Source organism: Bacteroides caecicola, assembly GCF_023337095.1.
Lineage (GTDB): Bacteria > Bacteroidota > Bacteroidia > Bacteroidales > Bacteroidaceae > Phocaeicola > Phocaeicola gallinarum.
Genome location: NZ_JAMBLM010000007.1, coordinates 148,186 through 166,525, shown reverse-complemented (window position 1 = coordinate 166,525; position 18,340 = coordinate 148,186). Strand labels below are relative to the sequence as shown.

The window sequence follows — 18,340 nt, the reverse complement described above, 5'->3', positions numbered from 1 at the left end:
GAAATGTAGGCTGTATATGGAATTTGATAAGGAAACTATAATCGAGAAGTTCCAAAATAGCAATTGGTTGGAAAAGGCCCAAAATTGCTTAAAGACACCGGAAGAATTAAAACAATTATCTGATAAATTGAGTGGTTATATGAATAAAGACGGGTTAAAAGATGTGCGAAACCAGTTAACTCAATTGTTAGTTTATCTAAAACAATTGTTGACGAAAGGATACTATGATTATAAAGATAATACGCTTGTTCTTATGGTAGCGGTCATTATTTATGTTGTGTCTCCGATAGATTTGATGCCTGATTTTCTTCCAGCAGTTGGATTTATTGATGATAGTGCTCTTGTAGCATGGTTATTCCAGAAATTAGGAGATAAGCTAACCCAATCTGTACAATAAACAGAACAGGGAAAGGAAGAGAATGTATAGGAATTTTTGAATTAAATATTGAAAAAACTGAGATGTTCGGACAGTTTTTGTCCGTGTTGCCTTTTACTTTTGGCTCAGAAAAGATGAAGTAGTTCAAATGAATGTATCACTTATAAACACACAAAGCATTATGGCAGATAAAGATTTAGATTTTTTGTATCAGTGTTCCAATGAACAGTTAAAGTTACTTGCCGATTTTATGTTGTACGATAAAGACGGTAAGTTAAGATGGGCAGAAGAAATTTCTTCTACGCAGGCTTTCAAGTTGAAGTGATTTAAACTTATGTATATCAATAAAAATGTTGTCAAACAGCGTACAAATAGCATTATTCATTATAAAGTGATTCAAACTTTTAATAGACTTGTTTTAAAAACTTTCCGGTTTAATTTGGAACATTGAAAAACATTAACGGTAAAACCAAATAACTCTCCGAATAGAAATGGTTGACGCATCCGCATGAGATAAGCGATACTAACGGTAGCGTTTTTCGGGATATGCAGACCAAGTATTGTATAAGATAAGAAAGTTTAAAAAAGGTTCATTGAAAGGCCTGTTTTATTGAAAAAAAAGAACTTTGTTCGAAGAAAAATGTAAATTTGTAAATGTTAGCCGTTACATTTTTGCCTTTGAATCTGAAAAACGAAAAAGTATGGGTAAACTTGAAAAATGCTTATATATCGTAGAATTGTTATCACATGGTAGAGCTATGTCTCTTCGTGAGATAAACGAGCATTGGAAGTACTCCTCTTTTTATGATGGAGAGCTTCTTCCTAAATCTTTTGGGCGTTATAAAGAATATGTGTCGGCAGTATTTGCTATTGACATCGAATGCGATAAGCGTTCGAATACGTATTACATAGCCAATCCGGATTACATTGAAAACAATGCGCTTTACAAATATTTGCTTTCCGCATTCCATGTAGAAGCTCTGGTGGAGTTGGCGATGAAGCATAAGGACTGTGTTGTGATGGAAGATGCGCCCAGCGGTGTGGAATATCTTCAGCTAATCCTTAAAGCCATTGACCAAGGTGTAGTTATTGAGTTTGATTATCATTCCTTTAATAAAAAGACTATTACCCATCAGCTACTTATCCCTTGTTTTTTGAAAGTATGGGAAAGCCGTTGGTATCTAATAGCCGAGCCGTTGAGTCGTAAAACGCCCACAGTCTATGCCTTGGAGCGTATCAGCAATCTACATTTGACAGAAGAACGTGCAACTGCTTCTCCCTATATTAAACCGAATACATATTTCGAAGCTTGCTTTGGAGTGAATCATGAGGATTGCATTCCCCAATTGATAAAGCTTAAAGTGTATGGCAGTCAGGTGGATTATATCAAGGCTCGTCCTTTGCACGAATCGCAACAGGAGATAGAGACTGGGGATGGTTGGAGCATTTTCAGTTATTGGCTGAGACCGAGCTATAACTTTTATCAGGCGGTGCTTTGGAATCGGGAGAAGATGGAGGTGCTGGAGCCGGAAGGGGTGAGGAATGAGGTGAAGGGAATTGTAGAGAAAATGAGAAATATGTACTTATAAAATATACGAATATGAATGAAACACTAAAACAAATCCGAGTTAATGCACTGGGATTTAGCGTAAAGGAAATGGCAGAAAAATTGAATATGTCAGTTTCTGAGTATGAGAAAATCGAGAAAGAGTCATTGTCTCTAACGATGTTGGGAAAGGTTGCACAAGCAACAGGGAAGAATGTGGATTTTCTATTGAATGTGCAAAAAGAACCGATAAAGTTTGATATTAAAAATAGTTGGCTTTCTATTTATGACATTGAGCGTAAGCTTTCGCAATTTTTAATGGAGCATAGATCCTATATTGATAGTGAATCTTTGCTTGGTCTTTTAAAGAATATGGTTCGTAAACCGCGGATAGCTTTCGTTGGGCGTTCGGATGCTGGCAAAAGCACCTTGATTAATACATTATTAGGAAGTGATACTCTTCCGGTAAGTTGGACTCCTACGACTTCTATCATTGTCTATGTGAAACATATCAAAGACAAGCCTTCTTATATTAATGGTGATGTTGCAATCTTCCATGCGGATGAGAATAATGAGTTGTGGGATGATACAAGATTGGGTGAACGAGAATACACAGAGTCATATCTGCTTACGACTGGTGATTATTCTTTGCTGAAGGATTATGGATCACGCCAAGGACGTAAATTTGAAGAGACTAATGCTGTTTCTGCTGTAATGTTTGTAAATGCGGATATTCTGGCAAATTGTGATTTGGTGGATTTACCGGGTTTCGGAACCGGGGACAGAGAAAAAGATGATTCTCTGCTTGCAAAGATTAAAAGAATAGATATCTTGATATATATGTCTGCTGCTAATCAATTTATGCAGGCTGAAGATATTGCATATTTACAAAACGGATTGCCTAATTTAGCTTCAATCACATTGAATAATAAGTCATTGAAGCCATTGTCAAATATTTATGTTGTCGCATCTCAGGCTCATGCTGTAGATAACGGCTCAATTATTGAACTCAATAAGATTTTGGATCAAGCTGTTTGTCGTTTTGATAAATCATTGTCTCCCAATTATTGGAGTAACTTGGGGCAAGATATCAATTCTGCAACTTTCCGTAAACGTTTCTTTACTTATTCAACGGATCAGGAAAGCTTGAGAAGAGATTTTGATAAGGACTTACGTGATTTGTTGGAGAAACTGCCTCATGTTATAGTAAGTAAGTTGTTGTCTGTATTCAAAGATGCAATTCAAGAACGAATAAGCAGTGTACAATCACGAATAAAGTCCTTTCGTGAGATATTGTCAGACAGAAGTGCAAAAAAAAAATCTTTAGAAAAAATGTTAGCAGATGAGCCGAACCGCATAAACAAAAATGCAATGGCAAAGCAAAAGATATTTGATGCTATCAATCGTTTTAAGCAGGAAGCAACTGTTGACTTTGTGGAAGAGTATAATCGGATTATTAATAAAGAAAGTATTCTTAATCTGATTAAGAGTAATGATTTTAAGAAAAAAGAAGAGGATATGAAATTGCTCGGCCAAAAATTATCCAATCTTTTGAATGATGCAAACTCGGCTGTTACTCTTCGATATTCGCAAAAGCTTAGCACTTTAGTGGATGAATACATTCATGATTTTGCAGCAGCAACGAATCTGCAATCTTTGGAAACAGGTATTAATGGGAAAGCTGGTTTTGATTTCAAAGCTTCTTTTGCAGGTGGTTTAGCCGGTGTTGCGGTATATGGAGCTTTAGCCGTATGGGCAGCAGGATTAGGTAATTTGGGTGCCTATATTTTGGTCGCAAAAGGTGTTAGCCTTTTAGCAGCTTTAGGCATTGGTATAAGCGGAGGCACAGCTGCTGCCATATCAGCAGTTGCGGCTATCGGTGGTCCTGTCGTCATTGCGGTTGGACTGGCAGCCCTTGTTGCTGCATTGTTCTATGCTATTTTTGCTGCAAATTGGAAGGAAACGATGGCAAAGAACATTGTGAAAGAATATGATAAGAAGAAAGTTCTGGAGGACTGCAAGAAGTCTATCGCTAAGTATTGGGACGATACAAAGTCTGCATTTATTTCTGCTGCGGATAATATGGAGAAAGAGTATAAGGAATATCTGAAAGTTCTTGAAAAAGAAATTAATGAAGTAAATGATGCTGAAATTGGTCAGAAGATTGCTTTTGAAGAGAAGTGTTTAGATATATATAGTCAATTGATTAATAACTTAACAGAATAGCGTATGGAATTGTTCAATGCACTTAAAGACACGAATTTTTGGGATGCTCAGATTGTAGGTAAGAATCTATTTTGTAAGTATCCGGATAACTCAGAATACTTTACTGCATATTTTGATTTCTGTATCAAGGTTGCAGGGTATCCTGTTGAAGTAGAAACCTGTTCATTTTTCTTGAGTGAAGCGGAATTGGCTTTGAACGTATTTTCTGAAAAAGTGGATATGACAGAGGAAAGTTTGTCTCTTATCCAAGGAAAGCGTGCAGAATTGATTAAAGCTTCATCCAAGGTTAATGAAGTGATTGCCAAGAATGACAGAGCAGCTTATGATCAGCAGGTGAAGGCTAATACGGATGCTTTGACTAAGTTGGCTACTTTGAGAGATGAGCTTCTCTCTGTAAGAGCACAAGAAGCTTTTGAAGCAACCTTGAGTGCAATAGCTGTTGCGGATAATTCATTGGATAAATCTATCTTTACAGATAATCAAGCCTCCATTTACGAAAGCTTGACTCGTGGGTATTCAGAACTAGTTTCCAAGAAAATGGCTGAGCTGGCTCATGATGAAGATGTAAAGTATAACAAAGAGGCCGCACAAGCGTTTAAAAAGGCTTTCACTCTGTTTAAAGCAGATGAGGGCAGATACAAAAATCATGATAACAATTTGTATGAGTTAGTGGCTAAATATTTGTTTGCATATGATGCTAGACGCCTGTTTAGTGAAACATTGATTTATTACAATCATGTATATTCATATATGTTCAATAAGTTGGATGACGAAGCTAAGTATCGATTTACTCAGTTCTCGTTTGATACTCCTAAATCAAAGTAGACTATGATAGGTAGTAGAGATACACAAAGACAAGTCATTGGAAGATCTTCTTTACAATACCGTACATGGGGCGGTATTGTAAATCCCATGCTTATGGCTGTGCCAATGCAAGCTGCTAATGCTTTTCAGATTACTCAGTTGACTAACAATTATAATAGTGATTATAGAGCGAGAATTATTCCATTGCGAATAGAGAAGGAAGCTAATCTGATTAGTTTGGATATAAAATTAGCTGTAGACCCCAATTATACTGCTGATAGACAGAAGGGAGTTGATTTGGCCTGGAAATATGAGCAAGCTGATGTTGCAATGGGAGGCACAGGATCTGCTAATTGGAATCCGGAGCAACGAACAGAACTTTTGCAGAGAGGTAAAGTGCGAAATTATGTTGGGCATCATCAAAAGAATGTTGCTAATCATCCTCAACATCAGACTAATCCTGATAATATTCGATTCCTTAGAAATGAGAAACACTTGTCAATAGGGCATAAGGGGAATTTTAGAAATCCAACAGATGATCCTTTTATTGATAAGGATGCAATGCTAAAGCATACTAATAGAAAACGGGTTTTAAGAAATGAATTCAAAGGAATTGGTATTGCTGCCGCAATCGGTTTTGCTACTGGCGCATCCATTGGTTTTATTGTGACTTTAGCACAAAATGGCCTTTCTCCTGAGTCTTTTAAATTAGCTGCTATCGAAGGCGGAAAAGTTGGTTTAGAAGGTATGGCATTTGGGGTTATTGGGCATGTTGCATCAAGAACAATTGGTGAAATGGCGACAAGTGCCATGACTGGTGTTTTGGCTAATGCCGGAATGGAATTGACGGAGAACTTAATGAAGGCTTGTAATATGGGTATTGTTGGCTCTGTAATAATTGTAGCCTCTTCTATCTATCAGTTTGTACGTTTAAAGCGGGCGGGTTGTAGTACACAAGAATGTCTTGCACGTGTAGGTAAGCAAGCCTTGGTATCTGTAGGCTCACTAGCTGTATGTGCTGTGGTTCAAGTAACATTTGGAACCGGTCCTGCAATTGTAGTAGGAATTGCTATAAGTGCAGTTTTACTGAGCTATTCTATGTATAAAGCATACCAAGACAAGGCTCTTGCTGAGAGAATTCAAGGTTATGTAATTGAAAAGTCGTACCCGTCCATTATCGCTTAACTATGTCATATAAAGATTTTGTATCACGAGCCATACAGCAAGATGCAAGAAATGTCTTTGCTGCATCAGATAAAGTACCTGATATAGTGCCTCAATCTTTGCGTAAATTTTATAATGAATATAATCCTGTAGATGTTGAGATTGATACCAAAAAATATGGTGCTATTCGATTTTACGGAATTGATGAGCTGGAAAGGTTACGTGAAGAGTATTATTTTTATCCTAAAGATGTTTTTATTTTTGCTACAAGCAATGGGGATCCATTTTTTATGGGTGAAGATAATCAGGTTTATACTTCGTTAGAAAGTGAATATAGTCCAGAAAAGGTGGCTGATAATTTTACAGCGTTTTTAGAAAGTTGTTTAGTGTAAATATATTATGGAGTGGATAAAATATACAGGACTTAATAAGAATTTTCTTACGACTCAATCAGGTATGGCCAAATGCCCTCAATGCGGGCATGTATTCTATTATGAACATGGACGTTTTTTGACAGAGATACCCCCTATGATAGGACGATCTACCAATTTCCCGTCTCCTTGTCCTAAATGTGGATGCGGCCAATGTAAAAGATTAACTCTTATAGATTATATAAAGCGTGAACGTAGATAACCTTATGAGCAAACTAACCGACCACCTATCAAATCTCTTGCCATTTTCACAGGAAGATAAGAGATACGTAAAAGAGCGTGGTGAAGAACTCGCTACCTCTTTTTTGATTAAAGAAGCCTTGAAAACTGGTACGTATTTGTCTGAGGAATTGGAATTCCAAAATCAGAAGGAGGGGTTCCGATGGCGGGCAAGCAGAAGCCATGCCGTGATATTAGGCACGGTGCTCAACCGAATATTCGATATCCGGAAAGAAAACCTTTTTAGGCTGTATGTGGTTTATACACGAAGAGACGGACAAACAGGGAAAGAATTCATTCAGCCAGATGCTATATGGAACTTTGACTTGTGCAAGGCGATGGCGGATGAAAAGCATCCCGAAATGTTTTATAATCAGGTGACCCTGTGTGTTTCTTATATCTGTAATGAAGAAACAGAGGAAACCGTGCTTATCCATTTAAAGGAGAACGGCGGTGATGAACAGACCCGGTTTATTCGTGCTTCTATCATGCGGACTCTTTCGACTGAGAAAGGTGATGTTTCATTCTTGGCTACTCAAAACCGGCCGGAAACCTGTTCCATTTTGTTTGCATACGACATGACAGATTCACAAAAACGGATTGTCGAGTTTGAGAAGAAAGTGGAAAAAGCGGCCGATAAATATGCAAAAGGAAAAGAACTGGATGCGGATGAAATGGCCTTGATTGCTAAAATCGCTCCTGAAGCTGGATGGTATTATTCGTGGGGATACAAGGCTTTCAATGAGAAACGTTATTGGGATGCTTTGTTGTATTTCGAGAATGCTGTTTATTTGTTGAAGGAAAAGTTTTACGATAATACCCTTTCGGATGAAGAATTGGATGTATTTTATCATTGTTGTTATTTGATAGGTTTTTGTTATGCTGAAATGGAGTTATATCAGAAAGCCTATTATTATCTGAGTTTTGTTTGGCCCTTGGATAATGTTACATACAGTTGTGAATATGTCAATTGTTTGGTTAATATTAAAGATCCCCGTGCCCTGCAGGAGATAGATGATGAGTTGAAGCGATTGGATGCCTTGAAGGAAGAAGAACTTCCGGAGGAAATCTTTCATTATTATTGTTTCTTGTTCCGTAGACGTGCACATGTTCTCACGGATATGCATCATTTGGATGAGGCGGAGAAGTTGCTGAAGAATTTGATAGAACTAGGTGATCAGTCTAAATTAATTCGGCATGAACTGGATTATATTAAGCAACTACGCAAAATGCAACAAGAAAATTCATAAAAATCTTTTCCTGTCGGACAACTTTTGTCTTAGTCTCTGCTTTCCTTTGCATTATCAAACTTATAAAATTGAGGATATGAAAGAAGACAGGGACTTGCAGTTTTTAGCGTCATGCAAAAGTGAAGATTTGAAGACGTTGGTCGATATGATGACATCCGATAAGGACGGGAATGTGCGTTTGTCGGAACAGTTGACAAATACGGATGCTTACTTACAGTATTATCCCGACCGTCTACCCTGTATGTGGCAAAAGATTGCCAACGAGTTGCAACGCTTTGGCGGCAATACGATAGTGAATGTGTTCCGCAAGGGAGGTGTGTGCTATCGGGAAATATTGCAGGATGTATGCCGAAAGATGGAAGTCTGGTTCTCCGACTTGGACGAGACCGCAGAGATAGAGAGACGCTTGTTGGAAAAGGTCTGTATGGAAACGGTAAGGCGTATGCCAGAAGAAGAGTTGCGGCAGATGGCGGAACAATTGGGCATTGGCGAGAAGCATCCGCAGAAGTTCATGGTGGTGTTCGCCCTTCAGATAGCGATACGGAAAGGGGGCGTGTTGTTTACCCGGATTGCGCTTTATGTAGCGCAGATGATTTCGAAGATGTTGCTGGGTAGGGGGGTATTGATGCTTGGCGGAAATCTGCTGAATAAGGCGTTCGGTATTTTCGGCGGTCCAATTGGCTGGGCAGTCACTTTAGGTTGGGCGGCTTTCGATTTGGCTTCGCCGGCTTACCGGGTGACGATTCCCTGCGTGATACAAGTGTCGTGTATGCGTTTGCGGTTAATGGAAGAAAGGAGGATAGGTTATGAGGGCGCAAGACATTATGCATCCTGAAGATGCGAAGGCAATACGGTTGATAAAGAGTGTGCCGGGCTGTGAGGAATTAGTTCGTAAATTCATGAAGTTGGGCTATGAAGCCCAATACCGAGGAGAGAATCTGGCGAATATGATTAAAGTCACTTCAAGGAATTTTCCGGATATCTATGCTATTTTTAAAGAGGTGACGGTTAAAATCGGCATCATGGAACCGGAACTGTATGTGTATAACGACCCCATGATGAACGCTTATACTTACGGTGAGACCCGTACGTTCATCGCCTTATCCAGCAGTTTGGTGGAGCGGATGAGCAAGGAGGAATTGAAGGGAGTTATCGCCCATGAGTGTGGTCATATTTTGTGCCGCCATACGTTGTATCTCACCATATATGAGACGCTGAAAGAGATGGGCGTGTTTTTAGGCTTGATACCTTGGATGATGTTCTCGCCGCTTTATTTGGCTTTGCAATACTGGAACAGGAAAAGCGAATTGTCCGCCGACCGTTGTGGGGCAGCAGTTGTTGGTGAAGAAACCTATCAGTCGGTGTTGATAAAGTTGGCATCGGGAATGAAAGAAGAATCCCGCCAGCCGGATTGTCTGGTGGAACAAGGAAAAGCGTATGAGGCGCTGAAGTGTTCTTCGCTTTGGAACCGGATACAACAGGAATATCAGCGTATTTTTTATTCGCACCCTCAATTGTGCGTGCGGGCATTGGAACTGGACCGCTGGAAGGTTTCGTATGCTTACCGTAGCCAACGGAACAAATATTAATTAATAAAACGAAGAAACAATATGAACAAGGCGATAACTTCTTTTGGGAAACGGCTGTTTTTCCGTTATGATGTTAGCCGAATGCGCGAGGCTGTGGTGGATTATCTGACAGCGGAAGGCATACAGACGGAGGTGAAAGACGGCATGATACGGGTGCTGTTTGAAGACTATTATTATAATGTGGAGTTCGACTTGGACGGGGAATATCCTCGGTGTGATATTTCGTTCCGAATGAAGGACGAAAAATATGAAAAGCTAGATTTGTCGCGCAAGACTTTCATTGCGGATAAAGTCAATACAGATGAGGATTATTTGTCGACGCTGAAGGCGTTTGGTGACGTGATAATCGTTGATGCGCATTTTTATTTTGTTGACCGCAAAATGCTGCTTTCGCTTTTCTATGAGTATTTTGTGGATGTGAAAGATGCAGTAGACGATATGTGCGATTTGTTGCAAAACGAATTGAGCGGGAAAGAGGAAAAACGTCCGATAGGTTTTACGGCGAGTCCAGTCCCCTCGTCCAAAGAAGAAGCAAAGGTAGTGGCTTGTAATAAACAAACAGAATAACTATGACACGCGGAACAATTTTATTCATTTACACCAAGTGCAAGAAAGTTTTTTTGGCACCAGACATAGAATATGGCGCAATGTTTTTTTCGGTACCCATGCCTTGCGAACGTTGCGGGAGCATACGTACCCTGCCGATGGAGCTACAGTTTCTCGTTACAAGTGTTATCAAAGAGGAGAATTAAGTTATATACCAAGATGGCATATCGGACAGGAATTTGTTGATGAAAACTTTAAAATAAAACAACAACAATGAGAGCCTTTATACACTGTGATTCTACCGGCTACCCTTGTAATACCAATGCGTTTACGGCATTTGTTGGTTTGCGGGAGATGGGGTACGAGTGCATCTTCTTCCAAAGATACGAAGAGCTAATGGCGAATAATCACTGTAAGGAAGAAGTCATCGTCAGCGGCATCGGAATGATTCGGAGAAGATTGCAGGATTTCGGGATTGCCTGCTTTGCTATAAACTATCCAGAAGAATTAAGAAAATATCTCGGAAGGAAGATTTGGAAATCGACCATTAATGAGATAGCGAATACTCCTACAGCGTGGCCAGTATTTGTCAAATCAGTTGAAGGGAAAAGGTTGTCAGGTAGGGTTATTAATAGTATTCACGATTTGGTGGGTTGCGGATGCTGTGATAATAATTACGAGGTGTTGTGCAGCGAACCTGTTGATTTTATTGCAGAATGGAGAGTGTTTGTCAGATATGGAAAGATACTTGATGTTCGACCTTATAAAGGCGATTGGAAAGTGCATTATGACCCGAACGTGATTGAATGTGCCATCAAAGATTATATAACTGCGCCTAATGCGTATGGCATTGATTTCGGGGTGACTTCAAGCGGGGAGACCTTGCTGGTTGAGGTGAACGAGGGTTATGCCTTGGGATGTTATGGCCTGTTCCCACACCTTTACGCCAAACTTGTCCTCACACGTTGGGCTGAGCTGACGGGTACATCCGATGAATATGGGTATGTCTAATGAAGTGAGATAACTCAGAAAAGTGAACTTAAAACAACAATAAGTCATGACACGCGGAACAACTTTATTCATTTGCACCCAGTGCAAGAAAGTTTTTTTGGCACCAGACATAGAATATGGCGCAATGGCTTTTTCGGTGCCCATGCCTTGCGAACGTTGCGGAAGCATACGCACCCTGCCGATGAAGTTCGATTTTTTTGTTGATTCAATAAATCCGGATAAGCCGTTGGAACGACAATTACGTGATTACGCAATGTACAAGGATATCTGGGGAAAGCAGGGCTCAAATTCGTATATGGGGCAAGATACGCCCGACGAGCAATACCGCATCGGGATGGAGTATCTGGATGACAGCTTTCATGGTTCTGATGTCGCTTTTTATTGGTTAATGAAAGCGGCCAAACGCGGGCATGTCCAGGCACAGTATCAAGTGGGTAGATTGCTACGTCACAGGCCTCCCGTACCCAAATATCTGCAAAACCCACCCTTTTGCTACACGGAGGGCACGGCTTACCAATGGATGGCCCAAGCAGCTGAACAGGGTTTGCCGGAAGCCATGTGTGGTTTGGGGAACATGTATTGCGTCGGAGACGTGATTGAAAAGAATCCGGAAAAAGCGTTCGCATGGCATCTGAAAGCGGCCATGTCGGGTTGTGCGGCGAGCGAATATGCCATAGCTTGCCTGTATGAACAAGGCCAAGGAGTGGAGCAGAACACGTTCAAGGCGTTGCGTTGGTGTTGGAAAGCAGCCTTGCATGGATATGCGGAAGCGCAGCTGCGTTTGGGCATTGTTTATGAAAGTACCGGAAAGGAGCGGTATTTCCATACGGCGGCCACTTTCTACCAGCAGGCGGCACAACAGAATATGGTAGAAGCCTGGCTACGTTTGGCCGCGCTTTATGAGGCGCGCAAGAGTGAACAAAACTTGCAAAAGGCCTGGGAATGTTACGTGAATGCCTGGGAAGCGGGGGACGAAAACGCGTACCAGGAAGCGAAGCGCCTGGTGGATGAAGGTCTGGCGAATCCGGACGCTTCCACCCTGATGGCATGGTACAGGAAGTGTATCGAACGAGGGCATAAAGAAGTATGGTATGACTTGGGCAAGATATACCATGAGGGCAGAGGAGTGGAACGGAATCTGCAAGAAGCCCGTCAATGCTATCTGTTTGCCGCACGTACCTCTCATGTACCCGAGGCACAGTTTGCATTGGGGCGTATGTATGAACAGGGTGAAGGCATCCAACCGGACTTGCAAAAGGCCATCCGCTGGTATAAGGAAGCGGCGAATCAAGGACATACGGAGGCACAGGTCGCTTGCAGGCGGTTGAAGGTGTATGAACCGCGCGAGGGATTCGATACCTGGCAACAGTTGGCTTTGCTTTATGAGGTGGGCAAAGGTGAACAAGATTTGCAAAAGCTTTGGGAATGCTACCTGAATGCTTGGGAAGCGGGAAATGAAAACATATATCAGGAAGCGAAACGTCTGTTGGATGAAGGCTGGGTGAAGCTGGACGCTTCCACTCTGATGGAATGGTACAGAAAGTGTATCGCACATGGACACAGAGAAGCATGGTATGACCTGGGTAAGATATATCATGAGGGCAGAGGAGTGGAACGGAATCTGCAAGAAGCCCGTCAATGCTATCTGTTTGCCGCACGCACCTCTCATGTACCCGAGGCACAGTTTGCATTGGGGCGTATGTATGAACAGGGTGAAGGCATCCAGCCGGACTTGCAAAAGGCCGTTCGCTGGTATAAGGAAGCGGCGAAGCAAGGACATACAGAAGCACAGGCTGCTTGTTGGCGGTTGGAAGACGGAGATGACTGAAAACGATGATTCAACAAAATGAACTTGAACAATAATAACTATGATACGCGGAACAACTTTATTCATTTGCACCAAGTGCAAGAAAGTCTTTTTGGCACCAGACATAGAATATGGCGCAATGGTTTATTCAGTACCCATGCCCTGCAAGCGTTGCGGAAGCAGACGGACACTACCGGTGTTGCAATTGCCTTATTATGCAGTGTATAAGAAGATTTGGAAGACGATGGAATAATAATAAGGAGGTTTGATTATGCGTGTTTTAATTGAATTGGGGATTTCTTAGAAGGGAAGTTTTGGTGATATACTAAAAAATACTATTGTTAGTATCTCTATATTCATGCGGATGAATGCTTCTGTTCTATCCGTAGGATTTATCAGTTCTACGGATAGAATTTACTAGGTCTCGGATACATCCGAATAATGTCCCTATCAGAATAGGGGATAGGTAAAAAAACAAAAATCCCCATAACTCAAAGAGTTACAGGGATTTATTATGTTGTTTTAAGTATGTATTACTTATTCAGAGCCAAAGCCACATTTACAGCGCAAGCTACAGTACATCCTACCATCGGGTTGTTACCGATACCGAGGAATCCCATCATTTCTACGTGTGCGGGAACTGATGAAGAACCTGCGAACTGAGCGTCTGAGTGCATACGACCCATAGTGTCGGTCATACCGTAAGAAGCAGGACCGGCTGCCATGTTGTCCGGGTGAAGTGTACGGCCTGTACCACCACCTGATGCTACTGAGAAGTAAGGTTTGCCGGCAAGAACACGTTCTTTCTTGTATGTTCCGGCTACCGGATGCTGGAAGCGAGTCGGGTTAGTAGAGTTACCAGTGATAGATACGTCTACATTTTCGTGCCACATGATGGCTACACCTTCACGAACGTCGTCAGCACCGTAGCATTTTACTTTTGCACGCGGACCGTCTGAGTACGGAGTTTCTTTTACGATGTTCAGGTTACCGGTGAAGTAATCGAACTTAGTCTGAACGTAAGTAAAGCCGTTGATACGAGAGATAATCATCGCAGCGTCTTTTCCCAAACCGTTCAGGATGCAGCGCAACGGGTTTTTACGTACTTTGTTTGCCATTTCAGCAATTTTGATGGCACCTTCAGCAGCAGCGAATGATTCGTGACCTGCCAAGAATGCGAAACATTGAGTTTCTTCGCGCAGCAAACGTGCAGCCAAGTTTCCGTGACCCAAACCTACTTTACGGTCATCGGCTACTGAACCTGGAATACAGAATGCCTGCAAACCGATACCGATAGCTTCGGCAGCGTCAGCAGCGTTTTTGCAACCTTTTTTCAGTGCGATGGCGCAACCTACTACGTAAGCCCATTTTGCGTTTTCGAAGCAGATACCCTGCGTTTCCTGACAAGTCAGATACGGGTCGAGACCTGCTGCGTCACAGATTGCATTAGCTTCTTCAATGTCTTTGATGCCGTTTTCGTTCAATGCAGCAAGAATTTGCTTCATACGGCGGTCTTGACTCTCAAATTGTACTGGTCTAATCATAATCTGTGTCCTCCTATTATTCTTTACGTGGGTCAATATATTTAACTGCTCCTTGTTCGGGTTTGAAGCGTCCGTATGTACCGGTTACAGCTTTCAGTGCTTCGTTAGCATCTACACCCTTCTTGATTTGTTCCATGAATTTGCCCATGTGAACATATTCATAACCGATTACTTGGTTATCTTTATCCAAAGCCATGCGAGTGATGTAACCTTCGGTCAGTTCGAGGTAACGAGTTCCTTTAGCTTTTGTTCCGTACAGTGTACCTGTCTGGCTGCGGAGACCTTTACCCAAGTCTTCCAGTCCGGCACCGATCATCAATCCGCCTTCTGAGAAAGCTGACTGCGTACGGCCGTAAACGATTTGCAGGAACAGTTCACGCATAGCAGTATTGATAGCGTCGCAAACCAAGTCGGTATTCATTGCTTCCAAGATCGTTTTGCCCGGCAGGATTTCAGAAGCCATTGCTGCTGAGTGAGTCATACCTGAGCATCCGATTGTTTCTACCAAGCATTCTTCAATAACACCTTCTTTAACGTTCAGTGTCAGTTTACATGCGCCTTGTTGGGGTGCGCACCATCCCACACCGTGTGTTAAACCTGAGATGTCTTTGATTTCTTTTGCTTGAATCCATTTTCCTTCTTCAGGAATTGGAGCCGGACCGTGATTAGGTCCTTTTGCGACACAACACATGTGTTCAACTTCGTGTGAATAAATCATATTCTTTACGTTTTTATTAGTTGGTAATAAAAAATAGGTATTCGTAAACCACTCGATTAAAGAAATTCTTCCTTAATCCGCACGCAAAGTTAGTCGTTTTATTTTGTTCTACAACGGGTGATAGCAAACTTTTTCTTTTCTTTTTATAATATTTTTGCTTTACCTTTGCCTGTAAGAATTTTTAAAACGACTACCTATATATAGGTAATAATAATTAGGTATAATGGATGTGACTAAAATTGAAGTAACAGATGAGGCTTTGCGCAAGGGAGCGGCGGAAGGCATGGACGGTTTTTTACAAGTATTTATCGACAAGTATCTTGAAGTGACGGGCGGTGTGCCGGATGCAGAGACCATGCCGCTGCTTAACGGTTATCAGCATACCTTGTTGGGATACCACTTTTTCCGTGAAGAGGTGCTTGAGGGAGGCTTTGTCCAGCTTATCCAAAACGGCTATGCGCCTTATATTTTCGGTAATCCCTTTGCTAAAGCGATGCGTATTTTCGGAGCCAAGAATTTTTCGAAATTGATTTACGAGGCGCAGAAGATATACGAGGCTAACAAAGAGGATTTGGAACGTGAGCGTACCGACGAGGAGTTTATGGCGATGTACGAGCAGTATGAGGCTTTCGATGATTTGGAAGAATCGTTTATGGATATGGAAGAGGAGGTGACGGAACAGGTGGCTCGTTACGTTGACGAACATCTGGAACAGTTCGCCCAAATCGTTCCGTAGATAACCGGATTTCAGCCTTTTGGGAGGGCTTATGAGTTTATCCGCATGTGTTGGTTAAAACAAGCCCATAAACTCATAAGTCTATCCGCATGTGTTCCCTCTTTCTATGGGTAGAATTTTGGCGCTGATAATGAGGCCGATGGAAACCCTTAAAAAGGCTTACGGAATGTACAGCCGTTTTTCCATTCCGAGCAGCCGTAAGCCGTTTTTCCTTTTATGATGATTCCTTTGCCGCAAACGGGGCAGGCACGGCCTAACATGGCGTCTCCTTCGGGCAGTGGCGGCGGAGGCGTATCTGCTACTTTGCGTTTGCGCGGAGCTCTCGGTTTTGTCGGGGCAGGTTTGTCGGCGGAAGCATCTTTCCTGCGAGCCGCTTTCTTTACCGGGGTGGCAGCATCTTCGGGTGCAACGGTTACACGGCGGTTGGTATTGTCGCGCAGCACACTGTAAACGATGTCCGTAACCATTTGTTTCAGTTCGGCGAGGAATGTGCCGGCATCATAACTCCGGCGTTCTATTTCTCGCAATTTCTTTTCCCAGATGCCCGTCAGTTCTGCCGATTTCAACAGCTCTTCATGGATGAGTTGTATCAGTTCCACCCCTGTGGGAGTAGCAATCAGGTTTTTCCGTTCCTTACGTATGTAGTGACGTTTGAAAAGCGTTTCGATGATGGCGGCACGTGTAGAGGGGCGTCCTATCCCGTTTTCTTTCAGTGCGTCGCGCAGCTCATCGTTGTCTACCAGCTTTCCGGCCGTTTCCATGGCGCGCAGCAACGTGGCTTCAGTGTATGGGCGTGGCGGCTGTGTCCATTTCTCGTTAAGTTGCGGTTGGTGAGGTCCGCTTTCTCCTTTTGTAAAAGCAGGCAAAACGCTTTCTTCTTCGTTTTCTTTATTCTCGTCGGACTGAGGCTCTTTGGCGAAAATAACACGCCATCCCGCATCAAGGATTTGTTTGCCGGTTGCTTTGAATTCTATTTCTTCTGCCACTCCCGTAACGGTGGTTGTCGAAAATTTGCAGTCAGGATAGAATACAGCGATGAAACGGCGGGCTATCAGGTCGAATACGCGCCGTTCCATGTCGGTCAGTCCTTGCGGATTTACTCCCGTAGGAATAATGGCATGGTGGTCGGTTACTTTGGAGTTGTCGAACACTTTTTTCGATTTCAGCAGCGGTTTTCCGAGGATAGGCGCAGTGTAGGCAGCATAATCTCTGATGCCCTCTAATATTTTCGGACATTTGGGGTAAATGTCATCGCTCAGGAATGTCGTGTCGACGCGCGGATAAGTTGCCACTTTCTTTTCGTATAGCGACTGGATGAGTTGCAGCGTCATGTCCGCCGAGTAGCTGAACTTCTTGTTACATTCTACCTGCAATGACGTCAGGTCGAATAATCGGGGAGGGGCTTCCGAACCTTTTTTCGATGTAATGTCGGTAATCGTAAACGGTTTGTCTTTGATGCGTTCCAGCAGGGCGCGTCCCGTCTGTTCGTCTGTAATGGGCGGAATCCCCCGGTTGGTATCTTCTTTTGCCGCGGTTTTCTTTTTCGCGTTCGGATTTTCTTTTTCCTTTTCAGCCTCTTCCGCTAATTCTTCATCGCTCTTCCGGACGATGGCAGCAAACAGTGTGTCGCGGTAAATGGTCTTTAGTTCCCAGTATTGCTTCGGGACAAAGTGTTCTATTTCCTGCTGACGTTTTACAATCAGAGCCAGCGTAGGTGTCTGTACGCGCCCTATGGAAAGAATCTGCTTGTTCTGTCCGTATTTTAAAGTATAAAGCCGGGTGGCATTCATTCCCAGCGTCCAGTCGCCGATGGCACGGCTCAACCCCGCCTCGTATAGCGGTTGGAAGTCCGACTGGTCTTTCAGGTTTGCAAATCCCTCCCGGATGGCTTCTTCCGTGAGCGAGGAAATCCACAACCGTTTTACCGGACATTTGGCTCCCGCTTTCTGCATAACCCATCGCTGGATAAGTTCACCTTCTTGTCCGGCATCGCCGCAGTTTATAATCAGGTCAGCCTGCTGCATCAGTCCTTCGATGATGTGAAACTGTTTTTCGATACCCGTATCATTAATGAGCTTGATGCCGAAGCGGGGCGGTATCATAGGAAGGCTTCCCAATGACCATGCCTTCCAAGCCGGCGTATATTCATGCGGTTCTTTCAGAGTGCAAAGATGTCCGAATGTCCAAGTTACTTGGTATCCGTTTCCTTCTATGTAACCGTCTTTTCGGTTTCTTGCGCCGAGTACTTCGGCTATGTCGCGTGCCACGCTGGGCTTTTCGGCTATACAAACTATCATAAGCAAGCTGTCTTTAACGGCGACAAAGTTAGCAAAAAACCGCTAACATGCGGATAAAATCTGAATGTTGCCGCAT

17 protein-coding genes are annotated in these 18,340 nt (G+C 42.6%); 14 read left to right on the top strand and 3 right to left on the bottom strand.

The features are described from left to right. The first annotated feature begins 16 nt into the window (after positions 1-16). The 13 genes from M3085_RS08915 to M3085_RS08855 all read left to right on the top strand — a co-directional run bounded on the left by M3085_RS08915 (position 17) and on the right by M3085_RS08855 (position 12,990). A complete protein-coding gene (locus M3085_RS08915; RefSeq protein ID WP_249052841.1) occupies positions 17-397 on the top strand; it encodes a YkvA family protein in 381 nt (126 codons plus the stop codon). A gap of 160 nt (positions 398-557) precedes the next feature. Beyond that, positions 558-701 (top strand): DUF3944 domain-containing protein, encoded by a 144-nt coding sequence (locus M3085_RS08910; RefSeq protein ID WP_191709153.1) that lies wholly within the window; start codon positions 558-560, stop codon positions 699-701. Between the two features lie 376 nt (positions 702-1,077). Then, positions 1,078-1,965 (top strand): helix-turn-helix transcriptional regulator, encoded by an 888-nt coding sequence (locus tag M3085_RS08905; protein ID WP_249052840.1) that lies wholly within the window; start codon positions 1,078-1,080, stop codon positions 1,963-1,965. Between the two features lie 11 nt (positions 1,966-1,976). Beyond that, positions 1,977-4,148 (top strand): dynamin family protein, encoded by a 2,172-nt coding sequence (locus M3085_RS08900; RefSeq protein WP_249052839.1) that lies wholly within the window; start codon positions 1,977-1,979, stop codon positions 4,146-4,148. A 3-nt stretch (positions 4,149-4,151) separates the two neighbouring features. After that, positions 4,152-4,973, top strand: a complete 822-nt coding sequence (locus M3085_RS08895; RefSeq protein ID WP_249052838.1) for a hypothetical protein — start codon at positions 4,152-4,154, stop codon at positions 4,971-4,973. A gap of 3 nt (positions 4,974-4,976) precedes the next feature. Next, positions 4,977-6,137, top strand: coding sequence for a hypothetical protein (locus tag M3085_RS08890; protein ID WP_249052837.1), 1,161 nt, complete (start codon positions 4,977-4,979; stop codon positions 6,135-6,137). 2 nt (positions 6,138-6,139) lie between these two features. Then, entirely contained in the window at positions 6,140-6,508 is a 369-nt protein-coding gene (locus M3085_RS08885) for an SMI1/KNR4 family protein (RefSeq protein WP_249052836.1), read from the top strand. Positions 6,509-6,753: 245 nt separating this feature from the next. Continuing rightward, positions 6,754-8,016, top strand: a complete 1,263-nt coding sequence (locus tag M3085_RS08880; RefSeq protein WP_249052835.1) for a hypothetical protein — start codon at positions 6,754-6,756, stop codon at positions 8,014-8,016. A gap of 76 nt (positions 8,017-8,092) precedes the next feature. Continuing rightward, positions 8,093-8,851, top strand: coding sequence for a DUF3944 domain-containing protein (locus M3085_RS08875; protein WP_249052834.1), 759 nt, complete (start codon positions 8,093-8,095; stop codon positions 8,849-8,851). Further along, positions 8,823-9,605: a M48 family metallopeptidase gene (locus tag M3085_RS08870; RefSeq protein ID WP_249052833.1), complete on the top strand. Its 783-nt coding sequence runs from the start codon at positions 8,823-8,825 to the stop codon at positions 9,603-9,605. Before M3085_RS08875 ends, M3085_RS08870 begins: the two co-directional genes overlap by 29 nt. A 21-nt stretch (positions 9,606-9,626) precedes the next feature. Next, on the top strand, positions 9,627-10,172 hold the full coding sequence (locus tag M3085_RS08865) for a hypothetical protein (RefSeq protein WP_249052832.1): 546 nt from the start codon (positions 9,627-9,629) through the stop codon (positions 10,170-10,172). A gap of 252 nt (positions 10,173-10,424) precedes the next feature. Then, positions 10,425-11,162, top strand: a complete 738-nt coding sequence (locus M3085_RS08860; protein ID WP_249052831.1) for an ATP-grasp domain-containing protein — start codon at positions 10,425-10,427, stop codon at positions 11,160-11,162. A gap of 97 nt (positions 11,163-11,259) precedes the next feature. Next, positions 11,260-12,990: a tetratricopeptide repeat protein gene (locus M3085_RS08855; RefSeq protein WP_249052830.1), complete on the top strand. Its 1,731-nt coding sequence runs from the start codon at positions 11,260-11,262 to the stop codon at positions 12,988-12,990. A 512-nt stretch (positions 12,991-13,502) separates the two neighbouring features. Here M3085_RS08855 and M3085_RS08850 read toward each other — a convergent pair. Further along, positions 13,503-14,513, bottom strand: a complete 1,011-nt coding sequence (locus tag M3085_RS08850; protein WP_178255539.1) for a GGGtGRT protein — start codon at positions 14,511-14,513, stop codon at positions 13,503-13,505. Positions 14,514-14,529: 16 nt separating this feature from the next. Beyond that, on the bottom strand, positions 14,530-15,231 hold the full coding sequence (locus tag M3085_RS08845) for an iron-sulfur cluster assembly scaffold protein (RefSeq protein ID WP_178255540.1): 702 nt from the start codon (positions 15,229-15,231) through the stop codon (positions 14,530-14,532). A 223-nt stretch (positions 15,232-15,454) separates the two neighbouring features. On the opposite strand from M3085_RS08845, the gene M3085_RS08840 reads away from it, so the two are divergent. Beyond that, complete coding sequence (locus tag M3085_RS08840; RefSeq protein WP_249052829.1) at positions 15,455-15,967, top strand: DMP19 family protein; 513 nt, start codon at positions 15,455-15,457, stop codon at positions 15,965-15,967. Positions 15,968-16,116: 149 nt separating this feature from the next. Here the strand turns inward: M3085_RS08840 and M3085_RS08835 are convergent, their stop codons facing one another. Next, positions 16,117-18,264: a DNA topoisomerase 3 gene (locus M3085_RS08835; RefSeq protein WP_249052828.1), complete on the bottom strand. Its 2,148-nt coding sequence runs from the start codon at positions 18,262-18,264 to the stop codon at positions 16,117-16,119. Positions 18,265-18,340: the final 76 nt, after the last annotated feature.

Bases quoted from the DNA above. Each gene is read 5' to 3' on its own strand.
- M3085_RS08915 (WP_249052841.1), top strand. From the start codon at position 17: ATGGAATTTGATAAGGAAACTATAATCGAGAAGTTCCAAAATAGCAAT.
- M3085_RS08910 (WP_191709153.1), top strand. From the start codon at position 558: ATGGCAGATAAAGATTTAGATTTTTTGTATCAGTGTTCCAATGAACAG.
- M3085_RS08905 (WP_249052840.1), top strand. From the start codon at position 1,078: ATGGGTAAACTTGAAAAATGCTTATATATCGTAGAATTGTTATCACAT.
- M3085_RS08900 (WP_249052839.1), top strand. From the start codon at position 1,977: ATGAATGAAACACTAAAACAAATCCGAGTTAATGCACTGGGATTTAGC.
- M3085_RS08895 (WP_249052838.1), top strand. From the start codon at position 4,152: ATGGAATTGTTCAATGCACTTAAAGACACGAATTTTTGGGATGCTCAG.
- M3085_RS08890 (WP_249052837.1), top strand. From the start codon at position 4,977: ATGATAGGTAGTAGAGATACACAAAGACAAGTCATTGGAAGATCTTCT.
- M3085_RS08885 (WP_249052836.1), top strand. From the start codon at position 6,140: ATGTCATATAAAGATTTTGTATCACGAGCCATACAGCAAGATGCAAGA.
- M3085_RS08880 (WP_249052835.1), top strand. From the start codon at position 6,754: ATGAGCAAACTAACCGACCACCTATCAAATCTCTTGCCATTTTCACAG.
- M3085_RS08875 (WP_249052834.1), top strand. From the start codon at position 8,093: ATGAAAGAAGACAGGGACTTGCAGTTTTTAGCGTCATGCAAAAGTGAA.
- M3085_RS08870 (WP_249052833.1), top strand. From the start codon at position 8,823: ATGAGGGCGCAAGACATTATGCATCCTGAAGATGCGAAGGCAATACGG.
- M3085_RS08865 (WP_249052832.1), top strand. From the start codon at position 9,627: ATGAACAAGGCGATAACTTCTTTTGGGAAACGGCTGTTTTTCCGTTAT.
- M3085_RS08860 (WP_249052831.1), top strand. From the start codon at position 10,425: ATGAGAGCCTTTATACACTGTGATTCTACCGGCTACCCTTGTAATACC.
- M3085_RS08850 (WP_178255539.1), bottom strand. From the start codon at position 14,513: ATGATTAGACCAGTACAATTTGAGAGTCAAGACCGCCGTATGAAGCAA.
- M3085_RS08845 (WP_178255540.1), bottom strand. From the start codon at position 15,231: ATGATTTATTCACACGAAGTTGAACACATGTGTTGTGTCGCAAAAGGA.
- M3085_RS08840 (WP_249052829.1), top strand. From the start codon at position 15,455: ATGGATGTGACTAAAATTGAAGTAACAGATGAGGCTTTGCGCAAGGGA.
- M3085_RS08835 (WP_249052828.1), bottom strand. From the start codon at position 18,264: ATGATAGTTTGTATAGCCGAAAAGCCCAGCGTGGCACGCGACATAGCC.